Annotated in this window: 10 protein-coding genes; 4 read left to right on the top strand and 6 right to left on the bottom strand. The window is 34.3% G+C overall.

The window, feature by feature from the left end; all coding sequences use genetic code 11:
* Positions 1–49: 49 nt before the first annotated feature.
* The 5 genes from ACMDB5_RS08820 to ACMDB5_RS08800 all read right to left on the bottom strand — a co-directional run bounded on the left by ACMDB5_RS08820 (position 50) and on the right by ACMDB5_RS08800 (position 11,549).
* Positions 50–1,747, bottom strand: coding sequence for a RagB/SusD family nutrient uptake outer membrane protein (locus ACMDB5_RS08820; protein WP_413997896.1), 1,698 nt, complete (start codon positions 1,745–1,747; stop codon positions 50–52).
* Positions 1,748–1,756: 9 nt separating this feature from the next.
* On the bottom strand, positions 1,757–4,876 hold the full coding sequence (locus ACMDB5_RS08815; RefSeq protein ID WP_413997895.1) for a SusC/RagA family TonB-linked outer membrane protein: 3,120 nt from the start codon (positions 4,874–4,876) through the stop codon (positions 1,757–1,759).
* Positions 4,877–5,496: 620 nt separating this feature from the next.
* A complete protein-coding gene (locus ACMDB5_RS08810; protein WP_413997894.1) occupies positions 5,497–6,498 on the bottom strand; it encodes a BT_3987 domain-containing protein in 1,002 nt (333 codons plus the stop codon).
* Between the two features lie 21 nt (positions 6,499–6,519).
* Entirely contained in the window at positions 6,520–8,346 is a 1,827-nt protein-coding gene (locus ACMDB5_RS08805) for a RagB/SusD family nutrient uptake outer membrane protein (RefSeq protein WP_413997893.1), read from the bottom strand.
* An 8-nt stretch (positions 8,347–8,354) separates the two neighbouring features.
* On the bottom strand, positions 8,355–11,549 hold the full coding sequence (locus tag ACMDB5_RS08800; RefSeq protein WP_413997892.1) for a SusC/RagA family TonB-linked outer membrane protein: 3,195 nt from the start codon (positions 11,547–11,549) through the stop codon (positions 8,355–8,357).
* Positions 11,550–12,364: 815 nt separating this feature from the next.
* On the opposite strand from ACMDB5_RS08800, the gene ACMDB5_RS08795 reads away from it, so the two are divergent.
* Positions 12,365–13,015 carry a sugar-binding protein gene (locus ACMDB5_RS08795; protein ID WP_413997891.1) on the top strand — a complete coding sequence of 217 codons (651 nt, stop codon included), beginning with the start codon at positions 12,365–12,367 and terminating at the stop codon, positions 13,013–13,015.
* Positions 13,016–13,017: 2 nt separating this feature from the next.
* On the opposite strand, the gene ACMDB5_RS08790 is transcribed toward ACMDB5_RS08795, so the two are convergent.
* Entirely contained in the window at positions 13,018–14,058 is a 1,041-nt protein-coding gene (locus ACMDB5_RS08790) for a substrate-binding domain-containing protein (RefSeq protein WP_413997890.1), read from the bottom strand.
* Between the two features lie 680 nt (positions 14,059–14,738).
* Between ACMDB5_RS08790 and ACMDB5_RS08785 the strand changes: the two genes are divergently transcribed.
* The 3 genes from ACMDB5_RS08785 (at position 14,739) to ACMDB5_RS08775 (ending at position 18,180) form a co-directional block, all read left to right on the top strand.
* A complete protein-coding gene (locus ACMDB5_RS08785) occupies positions 14,739–15,815 on the top strand; it encodes a mevalonate kinase (protein WP_413997889.1) in 1,077 nt (358 codons plus the stop codon).
* A 27-nt stretch (positions 15,816–15,842) separates the two neighbouring features.
* Positions 15,843–16,718: a sugar phosphate nucleotidyltransferase gene (locus ACMDB5_RS08780; RefSeq protein ID WP_413997888.1), complete on the top strand. Its 876-nt coding sequence runs from the start codon at positions 15,843–15,845 to the stop codon at positions 16,716–16,718.
* A 79-nt stretch (positions 16,719–16,797) separates the two neighbouring features.
* Complete coding sequence (locus ACMDB5_RS08775; RefSeq protein ID WP_413997887.1) at positions 16,798–18,180, top strand: sugar MFS transporter; 1,383 nt, start codon at positions 16,798–16,800, stop codon at positions 18,178–18,180.
* Positions 18,181–18,216: the final 36 nt, after the last annotated feature.

Below are 18,216 nucleotides of genomic sequence, written 5' to 3'. Positions count from 1 at the left end.
CTAATCAACAAAATTAAAAGGGGTATTAAACTACTTAAAAAGTATGCGGTTATGGATTTTGTGTTAAAATCCCCGGATAAGCATTTATTTCAGATTGTGGAATGTATTGTACCACTCTCAAGCTAGAAGCCGGATAATCTACCATAGGAGTATGAGGTCCTGGGTAATGACGAGTCATCGTTTGTCCGTTTCTATACACATCGTAACCTCTATGTGCTTCAAAAGCTAATTCTAATTGACGTTCCTGATCTATTAATTGAGAAGCATTTGTACTTGTCAATGAAGTATATCCACCACCAACAATTGCTCTTTCTCTAATTACGTTTAGGTTAGTACGTGCATTTTGATAGTCCGCTTTTTTAGCATAAGCCTCCGCCAAGTTCAAATACATTTCACCCAATCTTGAAATAATTGGAGAATGCAAATGCGAATCATTATTTTGCAAAGAACATTTAGTAACATAATACATTGGATAAACACGATTCAATAGCATCATATAGTCTTTTTCTCCAACATAGGTTTTACCTTGATAATTGATTGAGTAACTATTTTCACTAGCATCAACTACTGTTAAATTATATTTAACGCTACTTATAGTTATAAAAAACGAACCATCGCCATTACGCTCAAGAGGTGCTTGTAAATAGTTGTAACCCGTTTGTGTCCCGCTATTGTCTTTTAAATCATAAATGAAACGGAAAGCTTCCGTTTTATTTTTTGAAGCATCAAGTTCGTATTGCGGATCGATAAATGCCCAACGCGCATCATTCTTTTTACCTGCTTTACGCAATAAATCTAAATACTCAGCACTAGCATACATTTCTCCCCAACCTTGACCTTGGATATTCGCATACATACCACCAATTCCATAATAATGATCGTATCCAGAATATTCTGAAGCGACACGTTTTACGGCGAAAATTGTTTCCGTTTGTGCAGCATCATCAGGAGCATAAGTATTGTATTTCATGAACTCTGATCTTCCTAACAAATTGTATCTTCCGCTATTGATTACTTTATTAGAATACTCAATAGAAAGATCAGCGTATTGTTGATTTGGATTTTCATAAGTACCGCTCATATATAAATACACTCTAGAAAGCATTGCCTGAGCAGCTTCTTTTGTAGCATAGGCAGCATTTCTATTTTCATTCATTAAAGCCTCCCCTTTTCTCAAATCGCTAATCGCTTGCGCATAAGTGTCTTTTACCGTAGCACGATCCGGAAGATTCAAATTGTCGATACTAGCCGGCATACCATTTACAATTGGCACGCCTAAATTAGTTTCTGGAGAATCATAATAAGGTCTTCCATAAGCACGACTTAAATAAAAATAAATCATTCCTCTTAAATAATAGGCTTCTCCTAATTTTTGATCAATTTGGCTATTTTCTCCTTCAGGAATAATTTTTATTAAATCACTTGATTGCGAAATAATTTTATAACTGTTATTCCAGAAAACGGATAATCTATCGTTGTTTGGAATGTGTTGATAGGAGATAAAAGAATAAAATGAATCTGTAGATGTTCCTCTAATCATCATATTATCCCCCGGATACTCTCCAACACGGTGCATAACATCCGACCAACCTTTAAGTTGTGCATAACAGCCATTCAAAAGCACATCGATTGAGGCTTCTTTATCAGCCAGAATTTTATCCTCAGTATAGGAATTAAATGGATCCCTTTCTAATTCGCAAGAAGACAAAAATGAAACGGATAGAATTAATATAAATATTTTTTTCATGATTTTAGTTTAAAGTGTAACATTAAGTCCTAACACAATTCTACGAGTCTGTGGATATACAGAAGTAGCAACTCCTGTAATTTGACCATTTGCTGGCGGAATTTCAGGATCAACACCAGAAAAGTGTGTGATTGTAAATAAGTTCTCTCCAGATACAAACAATCTGATATTAGTTGAACCTAATGCATTAATTGATGGAACGTTATATCCAAATGTAAGGTTTCTCATTTTCAAGTATGTCCCTGTTTCTAAGAAACGTGAAGACACCTTGTTTGAATTACTTGAATTGTTATAAGAAGCCTGAGGGTGTGTAGCTATATCTCCTTCTTTTTCCCAACGGTTCCATCCGCTATGCAAATTCATTTGGTTACGATCGGTATAAGCTCCATCAGAATCAAATTCTGCTCTTGCATAATTATAGATTTGACCTCCAACAGAATAACTAAAAACAGCTGATAAATCAAAATTTTTGTAAACTAAATTAGTTGAGAATCCTCCAAAGAAATCAGGTGTATAAGCTCCTTTTACAACTGGGGCTTTCGCAGCTTCACTATAACTGAATGTCTTCACGCGTTCCCCTGCCGTATTAGTCCCAAACCATTGTGGCTTTCCTGTAGTAGGATCTACCCCTGCCCATTCCGGTAAGTACCAAGTATCTACATCCAATCCTGGTTTTAATAATTTCGAAGCCGATCCAGCAATACCACTACCGTCTCCTACAATTATTTGGGTTCTATCGCCATATAAACTTGTTACTTTATTTTTATTGAAACCGATATTTGCATCTACTGACCATTTCCAGTCATCGTTATTAATGATTTCAACATTAAGGGCAGCTTCAAAACCTTTGTTGCTTACAGCTCCAACATTTTTCCAGATACTTGTAACTCCAATTACACCAGGTAAAGGCACTTGATATAATAAATCAGAAGTGTTTTTATCGTAATAATCTAAAGTCAAGTTAAAACGCTTCAAGAAAGAAACATCTAATCCTATTCCGGTCGTAAATGTTTTCTCCCAACTTAAATCAGGATTGGATATTTGAGAAATAAGTGCTCCCGGGTTTTCATTATATCCTGTAGTAAGCGAATATAGCGCTTGGTGCGGATACAAACTATTAGGACGATTTCCTACAGAACCATAACTAGCTCTTAGTTTAAGATTTGTAATATAATCTGCTTTAAAAAATGACTCATTATGAATGTTCCATCCACCACTTACAGAAAAGAAATTTCCATATTGTGCATTAGGTCCAAAATTAGAAGCTCCATCTCTTCTAATTGAGAATTGTCCCAAATAACGATTATCATAAGAATAGTTGGTATTAGTCAATAAAGATTGTACCGCCCATTGAGACCTATTTCCTCTTACTTTTTCAGGAATAGAAGCAACATCACCTACAATAAATCCTGGAGCAAATCCAGTAGCAATTCCTGTAGTCCATTTAGAGTTGTATTCGTTCCACTCATAACCAGCAATGGCATTCACAGCGTGCTTACCAAACGATTTGTTAAATTTAAAAAGTTGATTCGTATATGCTCTATTATATGATGAACCATCTTGTTGAATTCTACCTTGTACAGCCAAACCACTTGAAGAACGTGGATCTGAATAGTACATTGACTCTCCATTTGAGAAAATGTAATTATTAGTAGATGTAAATGTCAACCAGTCATTAAATTTGACATCAAAATCAAAGTTACTTCTTACGTCATAGGTTTGCGACTCACCATAATTCCATTGTAAATCATACAAATAGTTAGATCCAGTAGTATTTACCCAAGTAGGATTTGGAGCATTCCCAACCAAAGAACCATCCGCTAAATAAGGGCTATCCCATGGCATATTACCATACATAGCACCTACAGAATGTTGCTTATCTAAGACATCTTTACGGGTTGCATTTACTTGAGGGCGTACCGTTAACCAATCATTTACTTTATAACTGATTTTCATAAGTAAATTATAACGATTAAAATCGTATCCTTTTACAGCTCCTGTTTCATCATAAGCTCCTAATGACATATAAGTTTTAAAATTTTCATTTCCTCCACTTATAGATATATTATGATCCCTTACCAAACCTGTTCTTGTAGCAGTATCCCACCAATCAAAGTTTTGGTTTCTCAACTCCGGAGTCCACCATTTATTAGTTGAAAATTGCCCCTTATTAGGAAATGAATCATATAAGTCGTACAATTCAGCACTATTCATTATCTTGAAATTACCCGTATTTAAAGTAGTTGCAGCCATCTTAGTTGATACATTTATAACAGCTTTTCCTGACTTACCGCTTTTAGTGGTCACTACAATAACACCATTTGCACCTTGCGAACCATAAACAGCAGTAGAAGCAGCATCTTTAAGAACTGTCATTGTTTCGATATCCGAAGGATTAATATTACTTGAACCTGACCCCACAATAACACCATCAACAACCCAAAGAGGATCTGTACTTCCATTTACAGTACTTTTTCCACGGATAACAATCTTAGCATTACCTCCTGGCTGACCTGAACCTGTATTTACATAAACTCCTGTTGCCTTACCAGCCAATAAATTCTCAACAGATGATGTAGTAGCATCCAATAATTTTTTATTATCAAGAGTTTGCAATGAACCTGTAAGACTTTCTTTCTTCACACGGTTGTATCCCATCACCACAACTTCCTCCAGTTTTTGTCCTGCTTCAACTAAAACAATTCTAAGCGGAGTATCCTTAACCGCAACTTCTTGGTCTTCCATACCAACAAAAGAAACAATTAAGGTAGTTGCGTTACTTGGAACATCTAATGTAAAAGTACCATCAATATTAGTTTGTGTAGAAGCCTTAGTACCCTTTGCTACGATATTAGCACCTGGCAAAGATTCCCCATTTTTATCATACACAGTACCGGTAACTCTTCTTTGTGTCTGTTGAAAACTAGTATTAGTTTCTAATTTCTCTATAGCATTAACAAAAAGACTATTACTTTCTTTAAAAGTTATTCCAGAAATATTTTTTTCAGCTGCCGAAGCCGAAATAGGAATCGCTAATGTTAACAATGATAGACTCGTTAATTTAATGGCTTTTTGCGAAATAGCATTTACCCATAAATTAGTCGGCTTGCTTTTGTTTAATAAATTCATACTTGTGAATTAGTATTAGTTAATATTGATTTTTGTTTGGTCATTTACTTATTATATTTCGTATCTGTTTTCAAAAAAATTAATCCCTTAACATCGACAAAGTCTTTGTTAACATCTTTTAAATAAAAGAAAACCACAACATGCTAACCCCCAGGAAAATACCCTACACCATAATCTATTCACATACAATTCATCCTAAAAAAACTTCACTTTTAGTGTTGTTTTTTTGTTAACCTTTTGCTTAAGAATGACGAAACTATATATTAAATTTTAATAAAACAAGAAAACACAATAAAAATGTGTTCGAACACATAATATTTATGTTATCGAACACAAAAAATCTTGTTAAAATAATTTTTTCGATAAATTTTAGCATATACCATAAAATAATTAGACTAAAAATTCTAATTCGATTTATTTTATAGTCAATAAACCACAGAGCCATTAATCTTAATTTTAGATAAACAATCAAAACCCAGCTTCCGCTTAAACATCTTTTATTTACTACAAAAAAAAAGAGTAGAAAATTAAGATTTTCTACTCTTTTAATAAAAACTGACTTCTTAAAGGCTTTTCAACGCCCTCGCTTAGAGGCCAGAATCTGTTCTGAACCTTTGTTTTTATTTTAAAACATAAGGACTTACTTCACTTAAAGCAGTATACCCAGCACCGCCATCGTTATAACCAGTTTTTATAATAGTTTTGAAATATCGAAAAGTTTCCAATTTTTGAAACGCAACTGACTGAGGTGCAGCGCCACTACCAAGAGTAAATTCTCCAAGTGTTCTCCAATTCACATTATCATCACTAACCTCTAGTTCTATAAGTTTGACAGCCCGAGCAGCACCAGGTTGGCGTTGTGCAAATTCGATACCGTTCACTTTCTGCGCATTTTTCATATCTACAGTAATAGAATGCGGAAAAGTTGGTGCAGTAGCGCAAGTCCAGCAAGAATGCCAAAAGGTATCTAATTTTCCGTCTATAATAAGTGATGCAAACCCATTCGTCCCTTCACCAGTACTTTCTTGTGTACTAAAATTGATAACGGCCCAGTTGGTTTTTGTATAGTTACTTGGCACCCCAATTGCTTCGGTAACAGCGTAGATGACTGTTTTTACTTCAGGATTGATAGTATAGCCAGAAGCATCAACGATACTAAAGGCGATTAAATAATTACTATCCTTCTCAAACTTTTCAGGATTATATACAAGTTCCAAAGAATTAGAATATTCCTTTCCTTTTGGAATAGTCAGTTTCAAACTGCTTATAGTATAAGCATCTTCAGGAAATGGTTTGTATTTTTTTTGTCCATTTAGTTCGCGAATTACATTTATACTGTCTAATGCTCTGTTATTAATAGAGTAAGTTACATCAATATCAGAAGCAGGAAGCCCTAAAGATCCAATTGCCGCATTAAACGAAACGGTATCCTGTGGTAAATACATATCTTCTTCAAAAGAAAAAGTTTTCAATGTTTGAATACCATTTCTGGCTTTCGCAGTATAAACCAAAGCACCTTCTTTAGAATCGGACAACTTTTCATAGGAAGGAGTGTCTTTCTCACAAGAATATAGGCCGAATACGAGTAGTAGCGTAGTGTAGAGTAAATATCTTTTTTTCATTTTTAAAATAGTATTAAATTACTAATAGCCTGGGAATTGTACCAGTTTTTTGTTTCTATCCATTTCATTTTGACCATATGGCATAAAATAGAATTTACGTTGCCATGCTGCTCTAGAAAAACTAATTGTTCTTTGATGAAAAGCCGGATCATTTAATGCGCTTCCTTTGCTCATATCCATACCGTAAAAAGCACCTCCTTGGTTTGACCCTGGTTGATCTGCAATCTTCCAACGGCGAACATCAAAATAACGATGTCCTTCAAAGCTCAATTCAATTCGTCTCTCGTGGCGAATTTCGTTCCGCATTTCAGCCTGAGTAAGTCCTGGCGCAAGAGCCGGTAATCCAGCACGGGTTTTTATCTGATTCAAGTAGTTCAGGATATCTGGATTTCCTGGACTTGACTCGTTTAAGGCTTCGGCATAGTTAAGATATAATTCCGCTAATCGAATAAGCATTCCTGGTCTGTCTACATTCACAGCAGGACTTAAACTAAAAGTAGGATGGATGTTTTTTCTAGGAGAATAACCCGTTTTAGGCCAATCACGAGCAGATCCAGATTTTCCAGAAGTACCACTGGCAAAAAACTCGACACGGGAATTATTCGTACCCGCCTTTGCAGCTCCTGGATTAAGAGCGCCATTGAAAGTTATTTGGGTGTAGAATCGAGGTTCTCTATTGGCGTACATTGCGTTAGTTCCTACTACATAATAGGGTGTAGCAGTAGTTGCATAACTAGTTTCGTTATAGTTGGTGCTTTCTGTGATCTTTTTCCCATCAGCCATTCTATACTCATCTACTAGACTTTGTACTACGGCTATTCCGTTATAAGCAGTTCCCGCCGTAGATCTTGGCGAAGTATGTGTTTCCCACTGGTATACATTAGTTGAAGGTCTAACCCATATTCCTTCGGTTCTCCAGCCATCCCAATATAAATTGCGACAAGACAAAAAGCCTGCTCTAAAAGGATCAGCATCTACTACTTTGTACAAACTTTTCCCATTGCTTTCAGCAATATCAATAGCTTCTTTTGCTTTTTCTGCAGCTTTTACCCATCTGTTAGCATCATAAACTTGATTGAATAAGACAGTGCCATCCAAATTTTTAAAATCAGCTAATTCTGAATTACCATTAAAAAGTGGGCTCGCATGGTAGAGCAAAATCTGAGATTCTAATGCAGTAGCTATAATTTTATTGATTCTACCTATTTTGGTTCCATCTACCGTGGTTCCATCCAAATAATAATCCACAGGAAGCTCTAATTTTGCCTTTTCTATTTCAGATAAAACAAAGTTTACGCATTCGTCCCAAGTACTTCTTGGTATTTGAAAATCATCGCCTGGTAATGCAGATACCAGCGGTGCTATCGCCACCGGACCTAATTGCTTCATCATAAGCCAGTAGTAATAAGCTCTTAAAAATCGAGCTTCAGCTTTATAGTGCTTAATAATTTCTGCTCCGTTGGCCTGTTCTAAAATTTCCTGGTTTCCATCTACGCGCTCCAAGAAAATAGTAGCTAGACGAATCCTTTCATAGAGTGCGACAAAATTTGAAGGTGTCCCATCGGGTGTTATAGCACCACTGTTAATACCTGGATTTGTCCAATTGCTGGCATCAAGTTCATCCGAAGTAATACCATATTGATAACTGTATGGCTGATCCCAAATATCTGGGATATTAGTAAATAATCCTGCCCACCATCTTTCTGTTTGCCCTCTATTAGTAAAAATTTTATCTACAGAGAGTAGATTATCAGGTTGGCTGTCAAAATAATCTTTTTCGCAGGCTACAAAGAGTGCTGACAAAAAGACGCAAAATGTAATAAATTTTATTTTGTTAATTTTTTTCATAGTCATATTTATTGAAAATTAAAACGCACACCTACATTGTACACACTTATATTAGGATATGCGGCACCCCTTCCATCGCCAAGCTCTGGATCCCAGTATTTCCAAGGTGAAAGTGTAAATAGATTTGTTCCGCTCAGAAATACTCTCAATTTTTGAACAGCGTATCTGTCTAAAAAGCTATTATCCTTGAAAGTATAGCCTAATTCAGCTTGTTTTAATCTTATGTAATCAGCTCTTTTAATCCAATGCGTACTGGTGTAATAGTTAGTAGTCTGATCTTGATTTGTAGATAATCTTGGATAAAATGCATTCGGATTAGGGTTTTCTGGTGTCCATCTGTCATTAATTGTGGTATACATATTTCCATAACTTGCACCTTGAGAAAACGGGGTTGTTCCAAAACCTCCACTATAATTAAAATCTACAAGACCAGTTCCTTGGAAAAATAAACTAATATCAAAACCTTTATAACCTCCACCAAAGTTTAATCCATAAACGATACGTGGTGTACTTCCGTAACCTATAGCGGTCTGGTCACTACTATTAATAACTCCATCACCGTTTAAATCCTTATAGCGTAGATCACCTGGTCGTACATCGCCCGCTTGTTTTGCAGAATTCTGAATTTGCTCATCACTCTCGAAGAAACCTTGAGATATGTAACCAAAACGTTGACTAATAGGTTGACCAATTCTATTTAGGTATGGGTATTTCCATTCCGGTTGTCCGTCAAATACAGCTTTATTTTTGTTGTAATTAAAGGTACCTTTAAAAGTGAAGAAACTTGTTTTACTCCAGTTCTTATTGTAATCAAGAGTTACATCTATCCCTTTATTATTTGTTTTCCCTACGTTGTTATAAGGTATATTTCCTATTGTAAATCCAGAAATGTATGGAATCACGTAATTAGGGAGTAAAATTCCTTCTCTCTTTTCCTGAAAAAGTTCAACAGTAAGTCCTAAATCATTATTAAGGAATTTAAGTTCAATACCTAAATTCTGTCTGTATGAGGTTTCCCATCGTACATCACCACCTATACGAGACTCATTATATCCAGTAAAAGATTGTTGCGAGCCAGGAGCACCAAAAGTATAACCGCCGCTATCACCAATTGTAGTAAGATATAAAAATCTTAAATTTGGATTACTTACCGCTGCGTTTCCTGAAAGGCCATAACTATATCGTAATTTGAATAGTGAGACAATATCTGCAAGAGGTTCAAAAAATTTCTCTTTAGAAACAATCCATCCTGCTCCAAAAGAAGGAAAAAACCCGTAGCGTTCACTTTCTACAAAGTTATCTGAACCCGAATAAGAAAAGTTTGCCTCTGCAAAATATTTACTAGCGTATCCGTAAGTTGCTCGTCCTACGAAATTACGTTGTCGATAGGGAATAGCGGCTTTATAAGTATCAACGCGTGATGATGCATCTTTATAATCAGATTGATTAAACAATAGTAATCCGGATACATCGTGATCGCCAAATTTCTGAGCATAATTTAGCGCTGATTCTACGTACAATCTTTTATCTCCAAAACGTGTAAGCCCAAAACCCAATTGGTCTGACCCAGGAGAGGAGATTTCTGTTATTAAATTTCCTTCAGCGTCACGACCCGTTGCAAAATAAGTTTGCAAAGTTCTTGATCGAGTTAAATTAGTGCTGTTATTAATATCATATGCAAACATTGCAGTTGCACTTAAGCCATCCAAAAGCACATCCAGATCTTGTGTTAATCTTAGATTAGATCGTACCGTATTACTAGCCTGATTAGTAACGCCAGATTGAGTTAAGGCCATATACGGGCTTTGTAATGTTCCTTTAATTTGTGGCCATTGTCCGTTGCTGTATTGAGCAGGAATGGTATGAGGAGCTGTAGACGTAGCAAGTCCAAAAATTTCATTCACTCCGAATGCAGGTCGGTTGTAATCGGTAATATAGCCATTCAAACCAAAATCTAACTTCGTCTTTTCTGTAATTTTTAAGTTCAAATTACTAGTAAAGTTAAACCTGTTCAACTTTAATTGAGAATTATACGAATCGATATTTTCTGTCTTAAACAAGCCGGTCTCTCCATAATAACCTGCCGAAAGATAATAGTTTGCTGATTCAGAACCTCCATTAACATTGACTGTAACCCTATCGTTGTTAGCATATTTATTAAACAAAACATCATACCAATTAACATTAGGATACAGATCTGGGTCAATACCGCTTTCATGCATTCCTATTCGCTCTTCACTATAAAATGGCACTCTTCCTCTCATCTCAAGTCCTTCATTATATAACCTCATAAAGGTTGGACCGTCAACAAAATCAGGTAGTTCAGTGAATTTTGTTACTCCATGATTGTATTCTGCATTAATGGTTGGCTTACCCATTTTACCAGTCTTAGTATTAATCAGAATAACACCATTGGCTCCTCTTGTTCCATAAACCGCTGTAGCTGTAGCATCTTTAAGCACGGTAAAACTTTCAATATCCTCTGGATCAATATTGTTTATGTCTCGATCTGGAACACCATCAACAACCAATAAAGGGGATTGTGGACTACTCGCAAATGTACCAATACCTCTAATGAATAAGTCAGCTCCTGCAGCTCCAGGCCCACCTCCTCTCTGGGTGGCAACAACTCCCGCTACCCTTCCTGCTATTGCAGCAGTAAGGCTCCCAGTAGGATTTCTTAAATCTTTTGCTGAAATAGTAGCTTGAGAACCAACTACACTTTCTTTCTTTTGTTTTCCGTAACCTACAATAACCACTTCATTTAAAGTTGAAGAACTTTCTTCGAGCTGAATGTTAACAGAAGACTGCCCTTTTAAAGAAACTTCCTTAGTATTAAAACCAAGATAAGAAACTATTAGAATTGCATTTTTTTTGTCAACTGAAAGAGAAAAGTTTCCTTCAAAATCAGTTTGCACTCCATTGGTTGTGCCTTTTTCAATAACATTGGCACCAGGTATTGGCGCACCGCTACTATCAGTGACCTTTCCTTTAATATTATTCTGTTGAAAATCATTTTTTTTTAAGTCTTCATTATTGCTTACTGCAGTTATAGAAGTAACTAAAAACTCTTCGGTGTTTGCGAAAGCCGAGATGTTGAACAACACAACACACATCATAGCTGATCTTTTTAACATCCAAGGAACTAATCTCTTCTTTCCCTTAGACATCTTAGACTCTCGCGAGTGTAATTTTTTTTTCATAAATTGGTTTGGTTAATAGTTAATAATAATGGCTCTTATTTAGAGTTACTCTTGGATCAATTGATGACAGTTACCTAATAAATGATCCGCAAAAAGCAAACACTTTTTCAAATGCGTCTTTTTCAATCAGACCATAAAAAAACTCAATAGCAAAAGATCTTTTTAAAACTTTTACTCCTTTACAATTTAAAAATGAATCGTATTTCTAAAGTTTTTTAGCCATTCGAATAGCTGAAAAATAAAAACAACTTAACATAATTTAAATATGTAAATTCTTATTATTTAACGAAACTATATATTAAATTTTAATAAAACAAGAAAACACTAAAAAAATGTGCACGAACACAATAAAAATGTGTTATCGAGCACAAAAAAATTAATATTCTATATGTATTTTGTGAAAATTTAAAACTATACACAAACCAATTAAGTCTTAAACTACTCTAATAAACCCACAACAACAAGTGTTAACAGATTATTCAAAAGAACAGTAATCAAAATAAAAATTATAATCACACTTTTTTAATGCCAAATAATTATAAATAATATAAAAAAAACACCCCTTAATTAAAAAAAATAAATAACTAAACAGACTTAATAAAACACTGTGCTTTTTTATATTCAAATTCATTTTCAATAATTTTAAAACACATTTTTTTATTTAATTTAACAATTTCAATCTTATTAATTTTAGTGAAAAATATTTCTGTCAACATATCTGTTTTTTGTTAAAATTTAACTTCTTTTGCAAAACACAAACACACTTTATACCAGTAAAAATTTCATTAGACAAAAAAGAAAACATTAGAATAATTATGGAAAAAGACGCCAATAACTACGAAGTAAATTTAATTGCAAAGGAGCAACTGAACATTAATGGAAAAGGAGACAGCGTATTATGGAAAGATGCCGTAGTTTTATCAAATTTTATATCACCTTGGGATACCGAAACGCCTTCAAAAATTGAATTTAAAGCCTTATGGGATGAGAAATTTCTATTTTTCTGTTTCACTGTTTATGATACCCAAATTCATATTGACAAAAAAGACAATAGTAAATACAGCATTGGTAATTCTGATAGAGTAGAACTTTTCTTCAGGCCTGATAATACATTAAATCCATATTATTGTCTTGAAATAGATACCGAGGCAAGGATAATGGATTTTATTGCCTATCCAAATAAAAAATTTAATTACGATTGGAATTGGCCAAAGAATGACATTACAGTAAAATCATCCAAAAACGGGAATAGCTTTACAGTAGAAGGCGCAATTAGTATTGCCTCGCTAAAAAAACTGCATTTGATTAAAGAAAACCGAATTGAAACCGGAATTTACAGGGCAAAATACAACGCAACAGGTGCTAATAATTTTGAACCTACATGGATAACATGGGTAAATCCAAATACTGAAACTCCTAATTTCCACATAGCATCCTCTTTTGGTGTCTTGCGTTTAATGCATTAAAATTACGCCATATAAAAACTGGCGTTTTCAGAGTTAACAATATCAATAGGTAAAAGAGTGGTATTGGGAATTTCTTTGCCAAAAACGAAATGATCAACCAAACAGGTTATTCCAAGATAAGCTTGCCTTTTGGGATTTTGATGTATCAAAAAATCAATTGTGCCTTGATTTAAATAAGCCACATTCTCATCTATCAAATCATAACCAATAATGGCTATTTTACTGCGCTTTGCATCAGCAATAATTCGTGCTATTTGATATGCTTTAGATGTGGTAATAAAAATACCTTCCACCTTAGGATTCTCATCAAGAAAGTTAGCAAAACTACTATCGATACTTGGGTTTTTTAATTTTAGGGTTATAATTTTTGAATCTTGGCTACCATTCTCGCTAAAATATTTCCTAAATCCTCTTTCTTTTTCCTGCATGTGTACCGCATTCTCATAACTTTCGTTAATGTGTATAATAGCAACCTCGCCATTATTAGAAAGTAAATCCAATAATTTAGCTGCTACTCTCCCACTTCGGTATAAATCCTGCCCAACAAAATTCTTAACATCTTCTGATTGTACTTGATTATTAAACGTATTAACTATTACACCCTGCTGATGATACTTTTCCATCGCACTCAAAGCCTCTTTATAAAACAAAGGAGCCAATAAAACAGCATCTGGAGATAAATTCAAGACAGTCTCATTTACATCTATAAACGATTTGGTACTTTCTGGATTAAAATAATGTGTTTTGATAGATAAATTAAAAGCTCTAAACTCCTTAATTGCCTCTTCAATTCCCTTTACACAAGGAAGCCAATAGGAATCAAAAGATGGATCAGGAAGAACAACACTGATAGAATAAATTTTATTATTCTTTAAATTTCGCGCTATTAGATTGGGCTCGTAGTCTATCTCATTCAAAACTGCATTCACACTATCAAAAGCTTTTTTAGAAACCTTTCCTCTTTTATGTAAGACTCTATCAACCGTTCCTTTGGAAACTCCGGCTAGCAGAGCGATATCTTTAATTGTAAGTTTTTTATCCATAATGAACAAATATATAAAAACTTTACATTAAACCATTTTGAATTCAAAAAACTACGTAGCGATAGCATTATTTTAATTATTTTATTAAAAAATACGCTACCATACTGTTAAAAACATTTAAAATACTGATAACTAAAGCCAAGCAACCTAAATAAAATGATTTTAACAATCAGAACAGTTATAAACTGGTAGGTACCGGTGTAGTTTTTTTGACAAACTATAGTATTTTTGATTTTTCATTAGAACACTTAAAAATATATTAAATTATGATATAATACAGGTGTTTAGACTAAATTAATCATCAAAACTAAAAGTGGACAATCATTTTTTAAAATTACCCGATAGATAAAGTTTGCGAAAAACAAGCATACCAAAATCAAGCTAAATTTTATCAGTTAAAATTAATAAGATCATCTAGTATTTAAAAAAAGTTGTTTTTGTTTTAAACTCAAGTTTGTATACGATATTTTTCTAATCAAGAAATATTCAATATTAACCAATTTATTTAGTCTACTCATAACAGAACACAAAAAATGTGTTCGAACACATTTTTTGTGTTTTTATTTGTTTTATTAAAATTATATCTATAGTTTCGTGTTTTTAAATACATTTTAAACAAGAAAACAACACAACTAATAACAATATAAACAACTATTTAGTAATATTTTAACAAATTTAAAGTGAAGGAAATCATATCATTGGCACCCGGCAGAACCTGTCTTTTTGGAGATCATCAAGATTATCTTGGGTTACCTGTCATCGCCTGTGCAATCAGTAGAAGTATCAAATTAACGGCAGTACAAAATAATACTGGAGTATTTAAACTCGATATGATCGATATTGATCAACAAAGAATCATTGATATTAATCAAATTTTTTCGGAATTAGAGCCACGTGATTATTTTGCATCTTCATTAAGAGTTCTTAGAAGACACGGTTGCATTCCAAATGTTGGATATGACATTAAAGTAACCGGAAATATCCCAATCAATTCAGGTACATCAAGTTCGTCTGCCTTATTATTGGCATGGATCAATTTTTTAGTTACCGCATATGGAGTAAATGAAGAAGTAACTCCTGAGTTTATTTCAAAAATGGGTTATTTATCCGAAGTTGTAGAGCACGGAGAACCTGGAGGAATGATGGATCATTACAGTATCGGAGTTGGAAATATTGTACATATAGACACAAGAGATCCGTTTTCTTTTACCGTTATTGGAACTGAATTAGGCGGACTTATAACCGGTGTTTCAGGTGTCCCTAAAGAAACAATAGGTTTAATTGGAGATTTGAAAGGAAATGCTTTATTAGCAATAGGTACCATAAAACAGAGTTTCCCTGATTTTGATTTAAACAAAACCGAAATTGAAGATTTAGACAAATACCGTAATTATTTACCGGATCGTTTGATTCCTTTCTTTGAAGCCGCTATTAAAAATCACCATTATACTAAAATGGCTTTAATAGAATTTCAAAAACCTTCTCTTGACTTAAAAACGATCGGAGCATTGATGAATCAACATCACGCCGTACTAAGAGATCTGTTAAAAATAACTGTACCAAGAATTGATGACATGATCAACGCAGCGCTAAAAGCGGGTGCCTATGGTGCAAAAATCGTTGGTTCTGGAGGCGGAGGCAGTATTGTGGTAATGGCCGAACCAGGAAATGAAGCTCCAATAGTAGAGGCTATGCTTGCTGCAGGTGCAATTGAGGCTTATGCCGTAACGGTTGATCCGGGATCAAGAATTCAATAAATATATTAAAACTATAAAGAACTAATTATGCACGATAATTTAATAATTTTAGCCGGTGGGGCTTCCTCAAGAATGAAAAAGCAAGTTGTATTAGACAACTTAAGTGAAGAGGAAATTGCACAAGCAAACGAAAGAAGTAAAGGACTAATAGGTGTTGGTCCAAATGGTAGACCGCTATTGGATTATCTTTTATTAAATGCAAAAAGAGCCGGATATAAAAACATATATATCATCATAGGAGAGCAAGGGGATTTGTTTAAAGAATTTTACGGAACTGAAAACAAAAACAATAATTTCCATGGATTAAACATCTCTTTTGCTACGCAATATATTCCTGAAGGAAGAGTAAAACCATTTGGTACTGCTGATGCTTTATATCAGGCGGTAGAGCAATATCCGGAGTTAAATTCTAAATATTATTCTGTTTGTAATAGTGATAATTTGTATTCTACTGCTGCCCTATTGGCTCTTAGAGAAACCGAAAGTCCTAATGCTTTTATCAGTTATGACAGAGATGCGATGGAATTTCCATTGGAACGAATTTCTCGTTTTGCGATTGCAAAATTAGACCAGAACAACTGTCTTGTGGATATTCTTGAAAAACCATCTGCCGATGTTTTAGAAGAATATAAAGATGCCGAAGGTAAATTAAGAGTCAGCATGAATGCCTTTAAATTCAAAGGAGAAGCACTATATCCTTACCTAAAAAATTGTCCTGTACATCCAGAAAGAGATGAGAAAGAATTACCTACTGTACTATTGAATTCATTGAAAGAAGATGGAAATATAGCTTTGGGAATCCCATTTTCTGAACACGTTCCAGATTTAACAGCAAAAGAGGATATCGCAGAAGTGAAAGAATATTTAAAGAAACATTATCCTACCTTGGATTGGGAAAACTAATAATACAAGATTAATTTAGGTTAAGGCCTTTTTATTAATTCAAAAAAATAAATTTAACTATTGCTAAAAAACATAAAATATGTCACAAATTAAAAGTGCTACAGAGAAAAATCAAGGCAGCGTATTGATTCCGATGGTTATTTTAACCTTATTGTTTTTCATTTTAGGATTCGTAACCTGGCTGAATGGTCCGCTGATTCCATTCTTTGAAATAGCCTGTGACTTAACCGGTTCACAAGCTTATTTTGTGGCTTTTGCATTTTATATTGCCTATTTTGTTATGGCAATTCCATCCTCATGGGTAATAGAAAAAGTAGGTTATAAAAACGGGATTTCATTGGGACTAATTGTAATTGCGCTCGGTGCATTTATGTTTTATCCTGCAGCTGAAATGCGAACTTTTCTGCTATTTTTAATTGCTTTATTTGTTATGGGGACAGGATTAGCTATTTTGCAAACAGCGTCAAACCCTTATGTAGTCGTTATCGGCCCTAGAGAAAGTGCCGCGGCAAGAATAAGTGTATTAGGAATTGCTAACAAATTAGCAGGTTTTATAGCGCCTTTAGTTTTAACTGCTTTGGTACTTTCAAACATGAAAGAATATACCAAAGAGAAAATAGACGCATTGGATGCGGTTGCTAAATCACAAACTTTAGATGCACTTGCGTTGCAATTGCAAACTCCCTACATTTATATGGGAGTCGTAATCCTTATCTTGGCACTATTGGCTAAATTGTCACCATTACCAGAAATTAATTTAGATGAAGATGGTCATGTTTCTCATTTAAGCATTTTTAAACAAATGGTTCAAGCGTCAAAACATCCTCAACTAGTTTTGGGTTCGATTACTTTAATGTTGTATGTAGCTGCCGAGGTTATTGCAGGTGACACTATTGGAACCTTTGGTAAACAATTAGGCGTCTATGGCGACAATGGCGACTTTTATTTGAAATTAACTTCATTTACGATGACAGCAATGCTAATTGGCTATATATTAGGAATTTCATTAATTCCAAAATATATTTCACAGGTTGCGGCGCTAAAAGCTTCGGGAATTCTAGGTGTAATTTTAGTGTTTTCAATTGTATTGCTATCTCCAGATATTATGGTTCAATTGCCATTTCTTCCAACTATGCCTTTAGTGATTATTTTAGTTGCATTATTTGGACTTGCTAATGCACTTTGTTGGCCTGCAATTTGGCCTTTAGCACTTCAGGATTTAGGTGGATATACAAAAATAGCGGGTGCTATATTGATTATGGCTATTATAGGTGGAGCTATTTTTCCATTAGTTTATGGTTATATCGCCGAAAGCATCAATCTAGCCAATGAAGCCGCTGGAGTTGCAGAAACAGCAAAAAGTGGAAATCAAATTGCTTATTTAATGCTTTTACCAGCTTATTTAATGATTTTATTCTTTGCTTATAAAGGGAATACATACAGAAGTTGGTCTAGAAAATAATACCGATTACTAAATACCATAACTTAAAATAAAACT

This window comes from Flavobacterium sp. W1B, assembly GCF_047344965.1.
Classification (GTDB): Bacteria; Bacteroidota; Bacteroidia; order Flavobacteriales; family Flavobacteriaceae; genus Flavobacterium.
Note: the sequence above shows the minus strand (reverse complement) of the source record. Positions and strands in the feature narration are given on the sequence as shown.